The sequence below is a fragment of the Pseudomonas sp. NY15374 genome, assembly GCF_048068255.1.
Lineage (GTDB): Bacteria > Pseudomonadota > Gammaproteobacteria > Pseudomonadales > Pseudomonadaceae > Aquipseudomonas > Aquipseudomonas machongensis.
The window spans coordinates 459,324-478,425 of record NZ_JBLUPZ010000002.1; the positions used below are offsets into that span (position 1 = coordinate 459,324).

The 19,102-nt window shown below is 63.9% G+C and carries 14 protein-coding genes and 1 pseudogene; 3 read left to right on the forward strand and 12 right to left on the reverse strand.

All coding sequences use genetic code 11. The annotated features are described in order from the left end of the window. Positions 1-16: 16 nt before the first annotated feature. From ACNFHO_RS06435 to ACNFHO_RS06475, 9 genes and pseudogenes are all read right to left on the reverse strand, one after another. Positions 17-3,100 (reverse strand): annotated as a pseudogene (locus ACNFHO_RS06435) (transporter substrate-binding domain-containing protein); the annotation flags it as partial. A gap of 30 nt (positions 3,101-3,130) precedes the next feature. Then, the gene (locus ACNFHO_RS06440) at positions 3,131-3,757 is read right to left on the reverse strand and encodes a response regulator (RefSeq protein ID WP_416765678.1); all 627 of its coding nucleotides are present in this window, start codon (positions 3,755-3,757) and stop codon (positions 3,131-3,133) included. 29 nt (positions 3,758-3,786) lie between these two features. Continuing rightward, the gene (locus tag ACNFHO_RS06445) at positions 3,787-4,992 is read right to left on the reverse strand and encodes a hypothetical protein (RefSeq protein ID WP_416765680.1); all 1,206 of its coding nucleotides are present in this window, start codon (positions 4,990-4,992) and stop codon (positions 3,787-3,789) included. Then, on the reverse strand, positions 4,989-5,720 hold the full coding sequence (locus tag ACNFHO_RS06450; protein WP_054893852.1) for a molecular chaperone: 732 nt from the start codon (positions 5,718-5,720) through the stop codon (positions 4,989-4,991). Before ACNFHO_RS06450 ends, ACNFHO_RS06445 begins: the two co-directional genes overlap by 4 nt. A 128-nt stretch (positions 5,721-5,848) precedes the next feature. Continuing rightward, positions 5,849-8,350 (reverse strand): TcfC E-set like domain-containing protein, encoded by a 2,502-nt coding sequence (locus tag ACNFHO_RS06455; protein WP_416765681.1) that lies wholly within the window; start codon positions 8,348-8,350, stop codon positions 5,849-5,851. An 87-nt stretch (positions 8,351-8,437) separates the two neighbouring features. Beyond that, positions 8,438-8,917: a CS1 type fimbrial major subunit gene (locus ACNFHO_RS06460; protein ID WP_063545794.1), complete on the reverse strand. Its 480-nt coding sequence runs from the start codon at positions 8,915-8,917 to the stop codon at positions 8,438-8,440. A gap of 193 nt (positions 8,918-9,110) precedes the next feature. Beyond that, entirely contained in the window at positions 9,111-10,775 is a 1,665-nt protein-coding gene (locus ACNFHO_RS06465) for a cation acetate symporter (RefSeq protein WP_063545795.1), read from the reverse strand. Then, entirely contained in the window at positions 10,772-11,083 is a 312-nt protein-coding gene (locus tag ACNFHO_RS06470; protein ID WP_063545796.1) for a DUF485 domain-containing protein, read from the reverse strand. The genes ACNFHO_RS06465 and ACNFHO_RS06470 overlap by 4 nt, the downstream gene beginning before the upstream one ends. A 331-nt stretch (positions 11,084-11,414) precedes the next feature. Next, the gene (locus ACNFHO_RS06475; protein WP_416765684.1) at positions 11,415-12,275 is read right to left on the reverse strand and encodes a glycine betaine ABC transporter substrate-binding protein; all 861 of its coding nucleotides are present in this window, start codon (positions 12,273-12,275) and stop codon (positions 11,415-11,417) included. Positions 12,276-12,484: 209 nt separating this feature from the next. Here ACNFHO_RS06475 and ACNFHO_RS06480 point away from each other — a divergent pair, with 209 nt between their 5' ends. Further along, positions 12,485-14,041 (forward strand): beta (1-6) glucans synthase, encoded by a 1,557-nt coding sequence (locus ACNFHO_RS06480; RefSeq protein WP_416765686.1) that lies wholly within the window; start codon positions 12,485-12,487, stop codon positions 14,039-14,041. A gap of 57 nt (positions 14,042-14,098) precedes the next feature. On the opposite strand, the gene ACNFHO_RS06485 is transcribed toward ACNFHO_RS06480, so the two are convergent. Continuing rightward, positions 14,099-14,461 carry a hypothetical protein gene (locus ACNFHO_RS06485; protein WP_416765687.1) on the reverse strand — a complete coding sequence of 121 codons (363 nt, stop codon included), beginning with the start codon at positions 14,459-14,461 and terminating at the stop codon, positions 14,099-14,101. Between the two features lie 224 nt (positions 14,462-14,685). Between ACNFHO_RS06485 and ACNFHO_RS06490 the strand changes: the two genes are divergently transcribed. Both ACNFHO_RS06490 and ACNFHO_RS06495 read left to right on the forward strand, forming a co-directional pair. Then, positions 14,686-15,984, forward strand: a complete 1,299-nt coding sequence (locus ACNFHO_RS06490) for a hypothetical protein (RefSeq protein ID WP_063545800.1) — start codon at positions 14,686-14,688, stop codon at positions 15,982-15,984. After that, positions 15,977-16,792, forward strand: a complete 816-nt coding sequence (locus ACNFHO_RS06495; protein WP_054893844.1) for a VacJ family lipoprotein — start codon at positions 15,977-15,979, stop codon at positions 16,790-16,792. Before ACNFHO_RS06490 ends, ACNFHO_RS06495 begins: the two co-directional genes overlap by 8 nt. Before the next feature lie 67 nt (positions 16,793-16,859). Here ACNFHO_RS06495 and ACNFHO_RS06500 read toward each other — a convergent pair whose 3' ends face one another. Together ACNFHO_RS06500 and ACNFHO_RS06505 are read right to left on the reverse strand one after the other, a co-directional pair. Then, positions 16,860-18,014: a patatin-like phospholipase family protein gene (locus tag ACNFHO_RS06500; protein WP_112898942.1), complete on the reverse strand. Its 1,155-nt coding sequence runs from the start codon at positions 18,012-18,014 to the stop codon at positions 16,860-16,862. 89 nt (positions 18,015-18,103) lie between these two features. Next, positions 18,104-19,039, reverse strand: a complete 936-nt coding sequence (locus tag ACNFHO_RS06505; protein WP_063545802.1) for a lipid A biosynthesis lauroyl acyltransferase — start codon at positions 19,037-19,039, stop codon at positions 18,104-18,106. Positions 19,040-19,102: the final 63 nt, after the last annotated feature.

Here is a 19,102-nt window from a genome sequence, read left to right on the forward strand (position 1 = left end):
CGCTCAATTGCTTCGGTGCGGGTGACGGCTCGGTGCAGGTACGTTCGAGACGTTCGCACAATTCCACCAGAGTACTGGCGCGCACGATGCGCGCAGCGCCCTTGACCCGATGGGCCAGTTGCGCAAGTGCCTGCGGCTGGCTTTTTAACGCCTGCAAGCACTTGAGATCACTACGATTGCTGCTGCGCAGATCGGACAGCAAGGCATTGAGCGCAGCTTGGTCCTTGCCCACCAGGCGCATCAGATGGCCCATGTCCAGAATCGATTGCCCGCATGCGTTCGCCTGTGAGGGTGGACGACACGCCGTCAGTACCCGCTCCAGGTCTTGCAGCCCCAGCGGTTTGAACAGGCAACTGTCCATGCCCGCAGCCCGGCAGCGGTTTCGCTCATCGGCCAGGGCGCTGGCCGTGAGCCCGATCACCCGACAGCGCGGACGCTCGCTGCGCCGCTCATGTTCGCGGATTGCCCGCGCCAGTGCGTGCCCACCGAGGCGTGGCATGTTGCAATCGCTGATCACTACATCGAAATGCTCCTTGAGCCACAAGCGCAGGGCCTGCGTGCCGTCTTCGGCGACGCGGGCCTGATGGCCGAGGTAATCGAGCTGTTGGGCCAGCAACAGGCGGTTGGCCGGATAGTCATCGACCACCAGCACCCGCAATCTGGCGAAGTGCGTCATGGGCGTGGGCACGGCGGGCTCCTCACGGGCTTCCTGCGCGGTCAGCAAAGGCAGCTCAAGGTGAATGCACACCCGTGTTCCCTGCCCCAGCACACTGTCCAGCCTCAGGTGCCCGCCCATCATCTGGCACAGGCTGCGGCTGATGGCCAGACCCAGCCCGGCGCTGTGCCGTGGCGATTGTCGTTGGTTGCTGGCCTGGCGAAACAGTTGGCCAAGGGCGGCAAGCTCATCGGCGGCAATGCCGATCCCGGTGTCCTCCACGGCAAGCTCGACCGACAGCCTGGCCCCCTGCGCACGCGCCTGCAAATCAACCCGGACATGGCCATCGCCGGTGAACTTGATCGCATTGCTCAGAACGTTGGAGAGGATCTGCTTGAAGCGCAGAGGATCGAGCATGACCTCGCACGCCTGTGCACCGCACATGTCCAGTTCCAACACCAGGCCCTTGGCCCGCGCCTGCGCTTCGAACAACTGAACCACGCTGGCCACCTGCTCACCCAGCACGACCCGCTGCGGCGCCAGTTGCAAACGCCCGGCTTCGATCCGGCTGACATCGAGAATGTCACCGATCAGCTCGAGCAGGCCGCGCGCGGCATCGGTGGCCACTTCGATGGCCATGCGGTCGAGGACACCTTGGCCCGCCTTGCGCTGGGCCAGTTCGAGCATGCCCAGCAGCGCGTGTAGCGGAGTGCGGATTTCATGGCTCATGGTGGTGAGAAAGCCAGTCTTGGCCTGGTTCGCCGCCTCCGCCTCGCGGCGCGCCCGTGCCGCCTCTCGCTGCAGACGGCGCAGGTAACGAATCCACGCCAGCGCCAGCAACAGCAGGCCCAAGGCTGCCGCGAAGCCCCCCAGGATCTTGCCACGATAGCGTGACCAGACCCCATCCCCCACGATCAGTGGATTGCGCCAGCGGCGCACCAGGGCATCGGTTTCCTGCGGGGCAAGGCTGAGCAGGGCCTTGTTCAGGATGCCCTGCAACGCCTGCTCGCCGCGCGCCGTGGCCAGCGCAAAGTGAGCAGGCGGCAAGGAGACGCTGGCCGCGATCTTCACGCGCCCCGGATACCAACGGGCGATCATCGGCCGCGCATCGTCGTAGGTCAGCACCGCCGCGCTCACCTGACCGCGTGCGACCGCGTGCAGTGCCTCGAGTGCCCCGCCATAGGCCTGCAAGCGGATACGCGGGTAGCGCTGGGCCAGAAGGTCCGGCACGGCACTGCCCAGGATCACACCCAGTCGGTGCCCCTCCAGCCCGACCAGGCTCGCAGGGCCGGAGGCGTCTTCACGCGTGACCAGCACCCGTGCCGCGCTCAGGTAAGCCCGACTGAAACTCAGCTCGCGGGCCCGCTGCGGGCTGTAGGGCAAACCGGCAATCACCTGCGCACGCCCCTGACGCACCCACTCGATCATCTGCTCGATAGTGCCTGAGGCTTGCACCTCGAAACGCAACCCGGTGCGCTGGCTGATCAATTGCAGGATGTCCAGGCTCAGCCCCTGCAGCCCCGCCTTGGCATCGCGATAGCTCAGAGGTAGCCACTGTTCGTCCAGCACCACCTTGACCACAGGATTGTCACTGATCCAGCGCTGCTCGGAGGTGCTCAACTGCAAGGCAGCAGGATCGTAGGCCGCCATCGCCAACGGGCTCCAGCGTCGGCGGATCTGCTCATGCTGGGGCTCGCCAATGCTGGCGAGGGCTTCATCGACCAAGGTCGCCAGCGGCCCGGTCGAATCGAGCATGGCGAAACCGATCGCCTGTGAATCCAGGTCGGCACGACCGACCGCCTCGACCCCGAACAGCTGACTGCGCCCCAGCAGGTAGCGTCCTTTGTGCTCATCCCCGATATACACATCGGCCTGGCCCAGTACCAGCGCGGCCATGGCACTGAACGGCGAGGCATGCCACTGGATCTGCGCCAGCGGGTAACCTGCCAGAACCTGTTCCAGTGAGCGATAGCCTTCGACCATGGCCAAGCGCATACCGGGCTCATGCCCTGGTCCCGGTGCGCCGGCCGATCGGGCCGCCATCAGCATGGGCCGGTCCTCGGCATAGGGATGCGATAAGCGCAAGCCGGCATCCTGGGCCTGGCGTGCGGTCACCGAGCCGACCAGGTCGATGCGTGCATCACGCAACGCCGCAAAGGCCTCGTCCTGCGTGGCAAAGACCTGCACCTCGACCTGCATGCGCAACCGTGCCGCCACCAGGCTGGCATAGTCGGCAGTGATACCCTCATAGGTCTGGCCGGTGCCCAGCAGGTCGAAAGGGGGATCGTGTCGTTCGACGATACCCAGGCGCAACCGGCTTCGCTCCCACAACCAGCGCAGAGCGTCTTGCGTCGGTTCGATGGCCGGCCCCTCCGGAACAACCGCTGAATGCAACTGGGTGGCAGTTGCTTGCGGCGGGGCGATCAGGCACAACAGCAGCGCCATCGACAGGGCTCGGCCCAGCACTGGACAGCTCTAGATCAAAAGGTTGCGGCGAGCGAAATCCGCGAGATCGATGAGCGAACGGACCCGAAGCTTTTCCAGCAGACGGCTCTTGTAGGTGCTGATGGTCTTGTTGCTCAGCAACATCGCATCGCCGATTGCCTTGTTGCTCAAGCCTCTCGCCAAGTGCTGCAGAACCATCAATTCACGGTCGGTGAGGCTGGCGATGCACTGCGCCTCGCTGGCCTTGAGATCCTGCCGGTGCACCGAGCTGAGCGCCACCTGCGGAAAGTAGGTGTAACCGGAAAGCACGGCGCGCACCGCCTTGTTCAGTTCACCAAGATCATCGGTCTTGGACACATAGCCGGCGGCGCCGGCCTGCATGCAACGCAGCGAATAGGCCTCGGCCAGTTGCGAGGTAAGGATCAGCGACTTGGCCGGGTGCTCCAGGCTACGCATCCGGGCGATCACCTCCAGGCCATCCAGGCCAGGCATGGTGATGTCCAGGATCACCAGATCCACCGGGTCCTGGCGCATCAACCGCAGCGCATCGATACCATTGTCCGCCTGCCCGACGACCTCCAGCCGCTCCTGGCGCAACAGCATGCACACGGTCGAGCGGATGAAAGGATGGTCGTCGACCACCAGTACCCTGCTCATGCTCGTTCCTCGCTCGTCATGTCCATGGACTACAACTCGGCATCGAAAACGACGGTAACCAGGCCACTGTAGGTACTTCCGGCATTGGCCAGCATGCCGCGTACCTGATCGGATTCGATGGCGAAGTGCAACTGCCCGGGGCGATTCGCCACCGGCTGAACCGACTCGAACTGCAATGCCATGGCGCGCCCGGTGGGCAGCGGCAGTCGCTGCACCGCGCCGCCCCCATGCTGGATCCCGCCAGGCAGACTGAGCGCCACTTCCAGGTCGGCCTGATGGCTGGCGGCATCCCGAATCGCGCACCCGGTACCACTGTCGTGCTGACACAGCTTGTAGACCTTGAACGGGCCGGTCGACCACACCCGGAAAGGCAAGTCGCGGTAAAGCCGCTGTGGAACCCGACCGCCTCCCAACCATGCCTGCCAGCCACCTCGTGGTTCGAGCACGGCGCGCTCGGACCCTGGGGGAAACTCGAACAGGAAGGCATGCTGCACATCCAATTCGAAATTGACGGTCAGGGTATCGCCGCTAAGCCCTGACACTCCATTACCGAAGTCGAAGTCCATGCCCGGACCGATGCGGTAGGTGGTGGAGCCTCGATAGATACCAGAACGCAAACGGTAAGGCGGTGGCAGGTCGAGCTGGAAGGCGACGCTGGTTTCCTGCACGTCGAGGTTCTGGCTGAAGCCCGCTGCAGCGTAACCACCATCGGCAGTGCAGGCTCCCGGGGAGGTCGGATTGCCGATGCGCCAGAGGTAGGAGATAAGAGCGGGACGAAATTGCGATACAGTGCCGAGACTGCTGCAACCGCCCTCCACGCTTGCCTGGTAAAGCGTATGTCGATTGATATTCGCGCCGAGCACGCGTTGGCTGAGCGCCGTCCACTCGAACACCATACGCCGCGAATCGAGCCCGTCATCAGAACGCACCTCGATCTCGCGTCGAGCAGGAACCTTGACGAAGAAGGTATCGCGCACATCCGAAGCTGTACGGATCGTGGTCTTGGTATAGGTGATAGGCAGGGTCACGGTCATCTGGTCACGGCAGCTCGAACCCCAGCTCTGGCAAAGCCCGCCAGGCGGCGTAGTATTCTCGAACCGTCCCGATCCGCCGCCATGGTATTTCGCAGTCAAGGTCACCTCCAGGGCAGGGGCCACCGGTGCGACCATCAGCATGAACCATAGCCAGGCGCGACCGATATGCGCAAGGCGACCACGTCCTGCGAGGCGGCTCATCCTTCCACCACGACATCGCGGCGTTCGGCACCTTCATGCAGGTCGAAGCGATGTTCCTTTTCCACATGACCACTGAATTGTCGGCTACGCCCCGGCAACAAGTGATGCTTGGTGGCCGCATCACAGGTCTGCGCCGCCACGTGGCACTGACGAAAACGGTCCAGGACTACACTGGCGTTGCCAGCGTTGGTCACTTCCAACTGACCACCCTGACGGCGAATCCGGGTATCGAAACGCGCCTGCTGCGGGCGCACGAACAACAACGAACCGTAACCGGCCAGCAAGTTGACGCCAGCCTGCAAGTGCTCACGGTAGCTGCGTGCCTCTTTTTCATCGACGGCAAAGCCATCGCCGCGCTCAGGCAGCACCGGGACGAAGCGCAGGCGGAAATAGCGCTCCTGATCTCGTGGCCCTCGGTACAGAAGGCGCACAGCCTGCATGCCACCAGCGGGCACGATCAGCCGGGCAGGACTGGCGATCAGCCCTCGCTGTTCCAGCGCCAGACCATCGGTCGCGACCTCACGAGCACTGCCGTCTGCGTCATACACCAGCTCCACCACGCTGATCCTGACGAAGGCCGTGGTGTCGCCACCATTGCGTACCCGTTTGAGCAAGGTGCTGCGATCACCTTCAAGGTAGTCGTAAAGACCACCGATGTTCAGTTCCGGGGCCGCGTGTAATGACAGCGGCATCGTCAGCAGCAGGGCCATCAGGCCGCGGATATCCATGCGATAAATCTCCATGCAATCAATGTGATATTAGGGGGGCGTGGGGCGCGTGGCCATGCACCGATGCGAGCGATACTTCCCAAAAGGCGATGAGAAAACTCCTACAAAAAGCAGGAGCAATGCACTCCTCAACCACTGCGGGCATCCGTGGCAGGGCCCCCTTCGCCCGCCAGCTCACCGGGCCTGCACTGCTGGTCACCGGCCAACAGCACATCGCCCTCGCGCACCAGTCTCGAGGGGTCAAGCGCCAGCAAGCAGACCGCTGCTCCCTTGAGGCGGACCTCGAGCGTCGGGGTCGACTCGCTCATTTCAACGGCGAAGAAACCGTCGACTTCAGTGACGCTGCGGCTGGCGTGATTGATCACCTGCACGCCCCGCAGGGGCTGGCCCTTGTCGTCGAACAAACGTCCCAGCACCGTGACCGTGCGCATCACCCGCAACTGGCGATAGGCGATGCCGCCTCGGTTCAGGTGGTAATCCAGGCTGGCGGGCTGGATCAACGCAGCGGTGGGGTCGATCCCCTCGAAGTCGAACTGCACGCTGCCGGGCTTGTAGGCCGCAACCGGGATCACGTTGCGACCGGGGCGCAGGACGGCGGTGCTGCCATTGGGGTCTTCGGCGTGCAGTTTCAGGTCGGGCAGGTCACTGTCGACGTCGACAATCAGACCCGCCTGATGCGGCAGGTACTGGCCGCTCAGTGCGACCTTGCCGCCCCCAAGCGCAAGCAGGCTCTCCAGGTTAACCCCACCGCTGAACTCACCGTTGTAGGAAGATTGCTGGACGTAGGCATCGCCATGCATCACCTCGTTTTCGAACTGGGTATCGCCGCCAAGCCCCACGCCATAGCGGTCGGCACTCACCGTTGCACCGACACTGCGCAGCGGCCCGAGCTCGAGGTCTTGCTGATAGGTCAGCGAGGTGTTGATGTCGCGCCCGCCATCACGAGAGGTGCGGGTACCGACAGTCGCCGACACCCGCCGCCCCTTGCCGCCTCCCAGGCTCATGCTCAGCGCCAGGTTGACCCCGCGGCTGCGTGACTCACCCGTGGCCAACGTGCCGGGGCGGTCGAACACCGACAGCCGCCAGTTGGCATCGGAGCCGAACAGCCGCCCGTAATACGACCACCCCAGATCCAGCCCCACCCCCTCGCTGGCACCGCTGCTGTGCGACACCCGCAGGTTGGCAGTGTGCCGCGGGTCCAGGCGCTGACTCAGCGACACCGAGGTCTGCCGGGTCGCCTGCGCCGCATGAGGGCGCTGGGTGGTCGTCTGGGGGGTGAGCCAGGAACGGCTGTGGCTGGCCACCAGGGAGGTGGTCTCGAGATTGCCCACGGCCTGCAGGTCGTAGCCGTTGCCATAGCCCCGGGCCTGATAGAGGTTGCCATACAGCTTGAAGCGCTCGTGCACATCCCAGTCCAACGAAGTGCCGAACTGCTGCTGCTCATCGATCTGCTGCACGGAAACCCCCACCACTGCGCGTGGATGCAGGAGGTAGTTGGCAAGGATGCCGCCACTGAGGCTGTCGTCATGCTCACGTGACCAGTTGCTCAGCACACTGCTCTGGCGCCCCAGGTAGACGTTGTAGCGCCAACGCCCGCCGCGGCTGCTCCAGTTGCTGGGTTTGTAGATGAATGCCTGGTCGCGCGAGGTGACTTGGCCATCCTCGACCAGACGCACCTCGACTTCGTAGATGCCACCGGGCAGCACCCGGGTGTCCAGGGTCTGCAAGCCAGGCTGCACAGGCTGGCTGTTGATCAGCACACCGTTGCGGTAGATCTCGACGATCGCCGGTCGGTCGGGGGTGACGTAGATCGGGGTGGTGCTGGGCATGCCGGTGTCCAGGGCCAACCCGTCGCTGCTGCCGAACATCAGCCCCAGTGTAGTGTCGGGGCTGGCCCCGTTCAGCCGTGGCTGGCGCGTCAGGCCCTGGGCACTGGGGGTGAAGTAGCCGAGCCGATAGAAGTGATATTCGACCAGGCGTTCGGCATACAGCTGCTCGACGTGATAACGGGTCGAGGCATCGGCCTCGCTGCCACGGTCGAGTTGGCCATCGGCCAGGGCGGTCCAGTGGCCGATGCTGCCCTGGCCCTGCAGTGCAAAGCGCCCAGTGCCGCCGCGCCCATCACCGACCAGGTTGAGCTGGTTGCGCAGCAACAGGCCCGTGCTTCCTTGCTCTGGCGGCCGGTGAAAACGAGGTACCTGCCCGGCGCTTTCGGCCTGGAGGGTGAGCAACGATAACTGTGAGTTGACCAGGCTGTAGTGCACGGCCTGAAGCCCGTCGGGACAATCCTGAAGACAATCTCCGAGCGGTCGCGGTCGAGCCAGACGCTCCTGCCAGCGCTGGCGCAGGCTTTCGGGCTCGCGGCTCTCGTCGGTTTCGGTGAACTCGAGCAGTTGCACCTGCTCGTCACGCCCCAGGACCACCATGGCATCGCCCAGGTAGCGGCCGTCCAGGTCCACCCGCACCGCCAGCGGCACATCGAAGAAATGCCCCTCGAATTCACGCGGCAAACCCTCGACCCGCCCCAGGGTTGCAGAGGCAGCAAGGCCGATCCGGGGCATCAGGGCGATGCAGGCGCCCACGAGCAGGCAATGGCGGAGCGCGGCGGGGATAGGTTGAAAGATTGGCATAGGCATCATGGCAGGCAATGCCCGCCCCGCCCTGACAAGCATCAGACAGGAGCAGCAACGGGCAATGGAAAGCAGGGAGTGGGCGAATCAGGGGGTGGCGGTTTCGAACATCATGCTCACCAGCCCCTGGTAGCTGCCGGGCACATAGCCGCCGGCTGGCGCGGCTTGAGCCGCGATCTCGAAACCGACCACCGCACCCGGCGCTGCCTGCGCCGCGGTGATGACTTCGGTGGAGGTGGTGCTGAGTGTGGTGCCGGCCACCGACACATCCAGGCCGATGCTGTTCACGCCGTCGCTGACCGCCGCCGGCGACACCAGGTAAGCGGTGATCGGGCCGACGGTGCTCTTGACCTGCAACTGCTTGCGGATCGGCTGCAGTTCGCTGCGGAACGAGTTCCAGGACAGTTCTTGCGGATCGTTCATCCAGTTGCCGCCCACCGGCTCGACGAAGAAGGCATCGGTAGGCACCTGTGCAGTGACCTGGACCTGCTTTTCGATAGGATCGACGGCATATGCCGATGCGACGGTGAACAGTGCGAGGGGCAGGGCCACGAACAGACGTTTCATGAGGAAATCTCCTTGAAGTGATGAGGCGGAATAACGCTTGACTGCGTCACCTGGCCCATTATTCGCGGAGTAATCGACGCATTAACTCAGACCCTTCCCAGCGAGCTTGGGAAATTTCCCAGGGATAGAGAAATGCCATCAGTCAGAAACGACGACGCCCCGGCAAGCGGGGCGTCGTACTCGGCATCAACGATCAGTGGGAAACCGCACCACTGGCGCCCAGGCCGGTCTGCGAGCGAACGAACTGCGGGTAGAACAGTGCACGCTCGTCATCGGCAGCCTTGGACTTGTCGGTGACCGAGAAGAACCAGATACCCGCGAAGGCGATGATCATGGAGAACAGCGCCGGGTACTCGTACGGGTAGATGGCTTTTTCATGACCGAGGATCTGCACCCAGATGGTCGGGCCGAGAATCATCAGGCCAACCGCGCTGACCAGGCCCATCCAGCCGCCAATCATGGCGCCACGGGTGGTCAGCTTCTTCCAGTACATCGAGAGCAGCAGTACCGGGAAGTTGCAGCTTGCGGCGATGGAGAAGGCCAGGCCAACCATGAAGGCGATGTTCTGCTTCTCGAACAGGATACCCAGGCCGATCGCCAGGACGCCCAGGGCGACGGTGGTGATTTTCGACACGCGGATCTCGTCCTTGTCGTTGGCCTTGCCCTTGCGCCATACGCTGGCGTACAGGTCGTGGGACACCGCCGAAGCGCCTGCCAGGGTCAGGCCGGCAACCACAGCCAGGATGGTGGCGAAGGCCACCGCCGAGATGAAGCCGAGGAAGATGCTGCCACCCACGGCGTCGGCCAGGTGCACCGCCGCCATGTTGTTACCGCCCAGCAGGGCGCCGGCGGCGTCCTTGAAGTCCGGGTTGGTGCTGACCAGCAGGATCGCGCCGAAGCCGATGATGAAGGTCAGGATGTAGAAGTAGCCGATGAAGCCGGTGGCATACAACACGCTCTTGCGCGCTTCCTTGGCATCGCTGACGGTGAAGAAGCGCATCAGGATGTGCGGCAGGCCTGCGGTGCCAAACATCAGCGCCAGGCCCAGCGAGAAGGCCGAGATCGGATCCTTGACCAGGCCGCCCGGGCTCATGATCGCCTCGCCCTTGGCATGCACCTTGATCGCTTCGGAGAACAGGGTGTTGAAGTCGAAGCCCACATGCTTCATCACCATCAGCGCCATGAAGCTGGCACCGGAGAGCAGCAGCACGGCTTTGATGATCTGCACCCAGGTCGTGGCCAGCATGCCACCGAACAGCACGTACAGGCACATCAGGATGCCGACCAGGATCACCGCGACGTGGTAGTCCAGGCCGAACAGCAGCTCGATCAGCTTGCCCGCGCCGACCATCTGCGCGATCAGGTAGAAGGCCACCACCACCAGCGAGCCCGAGGCCGACAGGGTGCGGATCTCTTTCTGCCCGAGGCGATAGGAAGCAACGTCGGCGAAGGTGTACTTGCCCAGGTTGCGAAGGCGCTCGGCGATCAGGAAGAGGATGATCGGCCAGCCGACCAGGAAGCCGATCGAGTAGATCAGGCCGTCGTAGCCGGAGGTGAACACCAGCGCGGAAATACCCAGGAAGGAAGCAGCCGACATGTAGTCACCGGCGATCGCCAGACCGTTCTGGAAGCCGGTGATGCGCCCACCTGCGGCGTAGTAGTCCGAAGCCGACTTGTTGCGTTTCGAGGCCCAGTAGGTAATCCCCAGGGTGAAGCAGACGAAGGCCAGGAACATGATGATCGCCGACATGTTCAACGGCTGTTTCTGCACCGCGCCGCTGATTGCATCGGCAGCCCACACGGCGGGTGCGAAGGCACCGCAGGCCAGTACGGCCAAGGTTTTGGCGTGACGAATCATTGCTGCGCCTCCTTCAGGATCGCCTTGTTCAGCTCATCGAACTCGCCGTTGGCACGCCGCACATAGATGGCGGTGAGGACGAATGCCGAGAGGATCAGGCCGACGCCCAGAGGAATGCCCCAGGTGATGGAAGAGCCGGGGCTGAGTTTGGCGCCGAGAATCTGCGGGCCATAGGCGATGAGCAGGATGAAAGCGCAGTAGAGGCCGAGCATGATCGCCGACAGGAGCCAGGCGAAACGTTCGCGTTTGGTGACCAGCTCCTTGAAGCGCGGACTTTCTTGTATCGATCGGTAGATGCTGTCGTTCATTGTTTTTGTCCTAGCAGCAACACAGTAAGGGGAGAACCCGCCTTAACTTTATGCTGCCGGTGGACGCCAACCAGACGACCTTAGTCTTAGATGCAACAGTCTTTTACCATTCGGGTAACAAAGTCAGGGCCAATGCGCACTTTGTAGGAGCGGGTTTACCCGCGAAAAGTACCCACTGGCCCTAGGCTCTGTATGAAAAACCTTGATACTCGGTGATTCTGCGTTGAAAACAGCCTCGGAATGCTCATTTACAACCTGTAAACTCCGCTTCCTCGGCTGTTTTCGCCTTGCCTGACCTTCGTCTAAAGGCTTTTCATAAAGACCCTGTCGGTTATTTACCCGTCCACTCCTTGACCCGATCAGGATGCTTGGCCACCCAGTCCTTGGCCGCCGCTTCAGGCTTGGCCCCTTCCTGGATTGCCAGCATCACTTCGCCGATCTCGTCCTTGGACTGCCACTGGAACTTCTTGAGGAACTCGGCCACTTCCGGCGCCTTGGTCGCCAGTTCCTTGCTGCCGATGCTGTTGACGGTTTCCGCCGCACCATAAACGCCCTTGGGATCTTCGAGGAACTTGAGTTTCCATTTGGCGAACATCCAGTGCGGCACCCAGCCGGTGACCGCGATCGACTGCTGCTTGGCATACGAACGCCCAAGTTCCGCCGTCATCGCCGCGCCGGAGCTTGCCGTCAGCTTGTAGCCGGTGAGGTCGTAGTCCTTGATCGCCTGCTCGGTCTTGAGCATGACTCCGGAGCCTGCATCGATGCCGACGATCTTCTGCTTGAAGCTGGTGTCGGTCTTGAGGTCGGCGATGCTGTTGGCCTTGACGTACTCCGGCACGATCAGGCCGATCTTGGCATCCTTGAAGTTGGGGCCGAAGTCGACCACGTTATCCTTGTTCTTGCTCCAGTATTCGCCATGGGTCACCGGCAGCCAGGCTGAAAGCATGGCGTCGAGCTTGCCGGTGGCGACACCCTGCCACATGATGCCGGTGGCCACCGCTTGCAGCTTCACGTCGTAGCCGAGTTTCTGCTTGATCACTTCGGCAGCCACGTTGGTGGTGGCGACGCTGTCGGCCCACCCGTCCACGTAACCGATGCTTACTTCCTTGGCCATGGCCTGTGCAGCACCCATGGCCAACACCAGGGCGCCGGTCACGCCCAGGAAACGTCGCATTCTTGTAGTAGTCGCCATCAAAGCATCCCCTCGTCAGGTCTTGGAGATTGCATCATCAACCTGCAACACAGCGCGACCTGCTCCGTCAGCGACCTTTACCCAACGATAAGCGACAGCACTTCGCCATTAGCGTCATCCACGCGCGCAGTTCTGCGCGATCCTTGCATGCCAAACTGTTGGCGCCGGGCTACTATCAGCGACTCTCAACCGATGACCCGCGCCAGACGATGGACCGCTCGATGCCCAGCACGCCCCGCACCACCCTCCTCTACCTGATCACCTGCCTGTTCGCCCTGCTCGGTCTCGGTGCACTCTGGTATGGCCTGGGCAAGCCGGTGCACCTGCCCGATGCGGCGAGCCCGACGCATAAATTGCAGTGCGCCTCCTACACCCCCTTCGACAAGGACCAGTCGCCCTTCGACCAGCCATTTCGCCTGCGCCCTGCGCGCATGGACGCCGACCTGGCATTGCTGGCAGAGCGCTTCCAGTGCATCCGCACCTATTCGATGACGGGGCTTGAGGCGATTCCGGCGCTGGCGCGCAAGCACGGGCTGAAGGTGATGCTCGGCGCCTGGGTCAATGCCAACCCGGTAGACACCGACAAGGAGGTGGCGCTGCTGATCGAGGCGGCCAACGCCAACCCGGACGTGGTCAGCGCAGTGATCGTCGGCAACGAGGCGCTGCTGCGCAAGGAAGTCACCGGCCAACGCCTGGCCGAACTGATCACTCGGGTGAAAGCCCAGGTGCAGGTCCCGGTGACCTACGCCGACGTCTGGGAGTTCTGGCTCCAGCACCCGGAAGTGGCGCCAGCGGTGGACTTCCTGACCATCCACCTGCTGCCCTACTGGGAGGACGATCCACGCGGCATCGAGGACGCCCTGGCGCATGTCGCCGAGGTACGTCAGGTGTTCGGCAACCGCTTCGCCCCCAAGGACGTCATGATCGGCGAAACCGGCTGGCCCAGCGAAGGCCGCCAGCGCGAGACCGCAGAGCCAAGCCGGGTCAACGAGGCACGCTTCATTCGGAGCTTCGTCGCGATGGCCGAGGCCAACGGCTGGCACTACAACCTGATCGAGGCCTTCGACCAGCCCTGGAAACGCGCCAGCGAAGGCGCAGTGGGTGGCTACTGGGGGCTGTACGACGCTGATCGGCAGGACAAAGGCGTGCTCGAAGGGCCCGTCAGCAACCTGCCACTGTGGCCACAGTGGTGGCTGGCCAGCGCGTTGCTGGTGCTGGCGACCCTGGGCCTGGCCGGGCGCCCGGCGCACGCCCGCGCGGCGTTGCTGTTACCGCTGCTGGCGGCAGTCGGCGCGGGCAGTCTGGGGCTGTGGGGCGAGCTGATGCGCACCAACGCGCGCTTTGTCGCTGAATGGCTGTGGGCGGCAGCGCTGGCGGGCCTGAACTTGCTGGTACTGGCCCATGCCGCGCTGGCCCTGGCCCGACGCGAAGGCTGGCGTGAGCGGTTGTTCGCCTGGCTGCAGGCGCGAGCGGGATGGTGGCTGCTGGCAGCGGGATTCGCAGCGGCGGTGAGCATGCTGGCAATGGTCTTCGATCCGCGCTATCGCAGCTTCCCCAGTGCCGCGCTGCTGCTGCCGGCGCTGGTGTACCTGCTGCGACCGGTGGCCGCGCGCAGGGCCGAAGTGGCGCTGCTGGCATTCATCATCGGCGCGGGGATTGCGCCGCAGCTGTATCAGGAAGGGCTGCACAATTATCAGGCCTGGCGCTGGGCAGCGGTCAGTGCACTGATGGTGGCTGCCCTTTGGCGCAGTTTGCGCAAGGCTTGAAACGGCGGTGTTCTTTTCGCGGGCAAGCCTGCGAAAAGAACACCGGTAAAAAACCTGCTAGCTGGGAACCCTGACCAACCGCAACCCCGCCAGAACCACCGCAAAAACCCCCAGGCTCGCCGTGTACAGCACCAGCGCCGGCACCCCTGCCACCAGCGCCAGCACCGCCCCCCACCAGCCAAGCCGTCCCGGCAGCACCTGGCACAGCAAGGCCAGCCCCAACGCCACCCAGCCGATCACCTGGAAGTGAATCCACAACCCCAGCAGCGACCGCGCCTGGCACTGCCAGTGTTCGCCAGGCACCGCGCACAGGCCTACCCACTGCCCGTCTTCCATCAGGCCGAAACGCACGCCATAACTGGCCGCCAGCCACACCGGCAGAAACAGCAGCAACGCAACGACAGGCCACCAACGACTCATGCACAGCTCCAGAAAATGTAACCGGCGCTCAGGATAATCCCCCAGGCCTGCCGCGCAAGGCAAAATGGCGCGGTTCGGCTAATGTCGAGGAAAGCGGTCATTGCCGCAGCGGCCAACTTCACGGCAACATCCGCCACAATAAAGGACAGCGCGCCAGGCAACTTTGCCAGGGGCACGATGGTCCTAGCTCCACATTGCCTTGCCGTTCTCCCGGGGGACTCTCCATGCTTCGACCGTTGCGCCTCGTCGCCCTGCTGTGCGGCCTGTTTCTGGCTGCGGCCGCCTCTGCGCGGGACATCGACCCCGCCACCTACGGCTATCCCTTGACCAATCCGTTCGAGGCGACCATTGCCACCACGCCGCCGGACCAGCGCCCGACGCTGCCCAGCGACGACGATATCGACCAGTCCGACTACAGCCTGAACCTGCGCCCAGAGCGCGAATTCACCCTGCCGGACAACTTCTGGCCGGTGAAAAAACTCCGCTACCGCCTGGCACGCCAGGACCACGAAGCGCCATTGGTGTTCATCATCGCCGGCACCGGCGCGCCCTACAGCAGCACCATTGCCGAATACCTGAAAAAACTGTTCTACCAGGCGGGCTACCACGTGGTGCAGCTGTCTTCGCCCACCAGCTGGGACTTCATGAGCGCGGCCTCACGCTTCGCCACGCCCGGCGTGAGCCGCGAGGATGCCGAAGACCTGTACCGGGTCATGCAAGCCGTACGCGCCCAGCATCCGCGCCTGCCGGTCAGCGAGTTCTACCTCACCGGCTACAGCCTCGGCGCCCTGGACGCGGCGTTCGTCAGCCATCTGGACGAAACCCGGCGCAGCTTCAACTTCAAGCGCGTGCTGCTGCTCAACCCGCCCGTGAACCTGTACACCTCGATCAACAACCTCGACAAACTGGTGCAGACCCAGGTCAAGGGCATCGACCGCAGCACCACGTTCTACGAACTGATGCTGGAAAAACTCACGCGCTACTTCCAGGACAAGGGCTACATCGACCTCAATGACGCCCTGCTCTACGACTTCCAGAACTCACGCGAGCATTTGTCCAACGAGCAGATGGCCATGCTGATCGGCACCTCGTTCCGTTTCTCGGCAGCCGACATCGCCTTCACCTCCGACCTGATCAATCGCCGCGGCCTGATCATTCCGCCGAAGTTTCCGATCACCGAGGGCAGCAGCCTCACGCCGTTCTTCAAACGGGCCCTGCAATGCGACTTCGACTGCTACCTGACCGAGCAGGTGATCCCCATGTGGCGTGCGCGCACCGACGGCAACAGCCTGCTGCAACTGATCGACCAGGTCAGCCTGTACGCCCTCAAGGACTACCTCGCCGACAGCCCGAAGATCGCCGTGATGCACAATGCCGACGACGTGATCCTCGGCCCCGGCGACATCGGTTTCCTGCGCAAGGTGTTCGGCGACCGGCTGACCCTTTATCCACACGGCGGCCATTGCGGCAACCTCAACTACCGCGTCAATGCCGACGCCATGCTGGAGTTCTTCCGTGGCTGACAGACTCATACTTGCCCTCGCCCTGCTCGTCAGTACCAGCGCCCTGGCAGCAGAAACCGCACCGCGTACCAGCGTGGTCGAAGCCGATGTGATCGACACGCCTACCGTGGAATCGGACGGTTTCCTCGACCCGCTGCGCGAGCTGAAATTCAACCCCGGCCTCGACCAGCGCGAGTTCGAACGCTCCACCCTGGCCGCGTTGAACGTCTACGACCCGCTGGAATCGATGAACCGGCGCATCTACCACTTCAACTATCGCTTCGACCAATGGGTGTTCCTGCCGGCGGTCGATGGCTACCGCTACATAACCCCGCACTTCGTGCGCACCGGGGTGAGCAACTTCTTCAACAACCTGGGGGATGTGCCCAACCTGTTCAACAGTGTGTTGCAGCTCAAGGTCAAACGCTCGGCGGAGATCACTGCGCGCCTGATGTTCAACACCCTCATCGGCGTGGGTGGCCTGTGGGACCCGGCGACCAAGATGGGGTTGCCACGCCAGAGCGAGGATTTCGGCCAGACCCTGGGCTTCTACGGCGTTCCGGAAGGCCCGTATATCATGCTGCCGATCCTCGGTCCCTCGAACCTGCGCGACACCACGGGCCTGGTGGTGGACTACGTCGGCGAGCGCGAAGCGAATTTCCTCAACGTCGCCGAGGTCAGTACCGACCATCCGGAGATCTTCCTGCTGCGGGCGATCGACCGGCGCTACACCACCAATTTCCGCTATGGCCAGACCAACTCGCCGTTCGAGTACGAGAAAGTGCGCTACGTCTATACCCAGGCGCGCAAGTTGCAGATTTCCGAGTGAGTGCGGCGGGGCCGCCATGCGGCCCTATCGCGGGGCAAGCCGAGGCGCCGCGATAGGGTCGGCAGCCTCAACCCACCAACCCCAGAAACTGCTGCAACTCCCGGCGCTTGGCCAGGGCATCGCTGCGCCCCAGTTCGATCAGTTCGCTGCAGTAGCTCGCCTCGAACAACAGGTAGCTGAGTACACCGGCCCCGCTGGTCCTGGTCGCTCCGGGCCCGCGCAGGAACAGGCGCAACGCAGCCGGCAACTCGCGCCGATGACGTGCCGCGATCTCGTCCAGCGGCTGGCTGGGCGCCACCACCAGTACTTCGATCGGCGCCAGGCCCAGGCGCCGGGCGTCCAGATGTGCAGGCATCAGATGACTCAGGTGATTCAGGCGTTGCAACAACTCGATATCGTCTTCGAGGCTGTCGATGAAGGTACTGTTGAGCATGTGCCCACCGATCTGCGCCAGGCTCGGCTGCTGCCCACTGAACACCCGTGCACGCTGCACTGGCGGCGCAGGGCGCTGCGGGTTACCGCTGACCCCCACCACCAGTACGCGACTGGCCCCCAGGTGCAGCGCCGGGCTGATCGGCGCAGACTGGCGCACCGCGCCGTCACCGAAGTACTCGTCGCCCAGGCGCACCGGAGCGAACAGCAACGGGATAGCCGAACTGGCCAGCAGGTGCTCGACGCTCAGGGCAGTGGGTACGCCGATACGCCGGTGCCGCAGCCAGGGTTCGATCGCTTCGCCGCCTTGATAGAACGTCACCGCCTGGCCGGACTCGTAACCAAAGGCGGTTACGGCCACCGCGCGCAGTTGCTCGCTGGCCAGGGCATGGTGGATGCCATCCAGGTCCAGATGCGCCTTGAGCAGCGCCCGCAGCGGGCTGCTGTCCAGCAGCGCCACCGGCATCTGCCGGCCCAGCCCCAGCAGGCTGTGGCTGACGAAACGGCTGGCCTGACGCATGACCCCGGGCCAGTCGCTGCGCAGCACAAGGTGGCTGCGAAAGTTCTGCCAGAAGCGGGTCAGGCGCTGCACCGACTCGCCAAAGCGAGTGGCGCCGCTGGCCAGGGTCACGGCATTGATGGCCCCGGCAGAGGTGCCGACGATGACCGGGAAGGGATTGGGCGCGCCGGCGGGCAACAGTTCGGCGATACCGGCGAGCACGCCGACCTGGTAGGCAGCACGGGCTCCGCCGCCGGAGAGGATCAGGCCAGTAGTCGGGGGTGGGGCCATCGGTTCCTTCCTGGTTTGTCGGTTTTGTCAGGATCGGGCCCTTCGCGGGCAAGTCGGCGCGCGAAAGGGCCTGCAGCCACTACCCCGGATCAGCGCTTCTTCTTGTCATACAGCCGCGGCGCCCCTTCGGGCCGCGACTTGAAGCGCCGGTGCGCCCACAGGTACTGCTCGGGGCACTCGCGCAGCACACTTTCGACCCACTGGTTGATGCGCAGGCAGTCGGCCTCCTCGCTCTCCCCGGGGAAATCCTCGAGCGGCGCATGCACCACCAGACGATAGCCGCTGCCATCTTCCAGGCGTTTCTGAGTGAACGGAATCACCCGCGCCTTGCCCAGTCGGGCGAACTTGGTCGTTGCAGTCACCGTGGCGGCGGGGATGCCGAACAACGGCACGAACAGGCTCTGCTTGGTGCCGTAGTCCTGGTCCGGCGCGTACCAGATCGCCCGCCCGCCGCGCAGCAGCTTGAGCATGCCGCGTACGTCCTCGCGCTCCACTGCCAGGGAGTCGAGGTTGTGCCGCTCGCGACCGCGTCGCTGGATGAAGTCGAACACCGGATTGCCGTGCTCGCGGTACATGCCATCGATGGTGTGCTCCTGGCCGAGCAGGGCCGCGCCGATCTCCAGCGTGGTGAAATGCACCGCCATGAGGATGGCGCCCTGCCCGTCACGCTGGGCTGCCTGCAGGTGCTCCAGACCTTCGATGTGTGCCAGGCGGGCAAGCCTGGCTTTGGGCCACCACCAGCTCATGGCCATCTCGAAGAAGGCGATGCCGGTGGAGGCGAAGTTTGCCTTCAGCAGGCGCTGCCGTTCGTCGCCGGACAGTGCCGGGAAACACAGCTCCAGATTGCGCGCGGCAATGCGCCGACGCTCGCCGGCCAGGCGATACATCACGGCGCCCAGGACGCTGCCGAGCCACAGCAAGGCCCGGTAAGGCAACTGCACCACCAGCCACAGCAGTCCCAGGCCGAGCCACAGGCCCCAGAAACGTGGATGGAGGAAGTAGGGACGAAAACGCGGACGATCCATTGAAGCTTCCGGTAAGACAAAGGCCTGGCATTCTACAACCTTTGGCCGCAGGTTGCGGCCAAT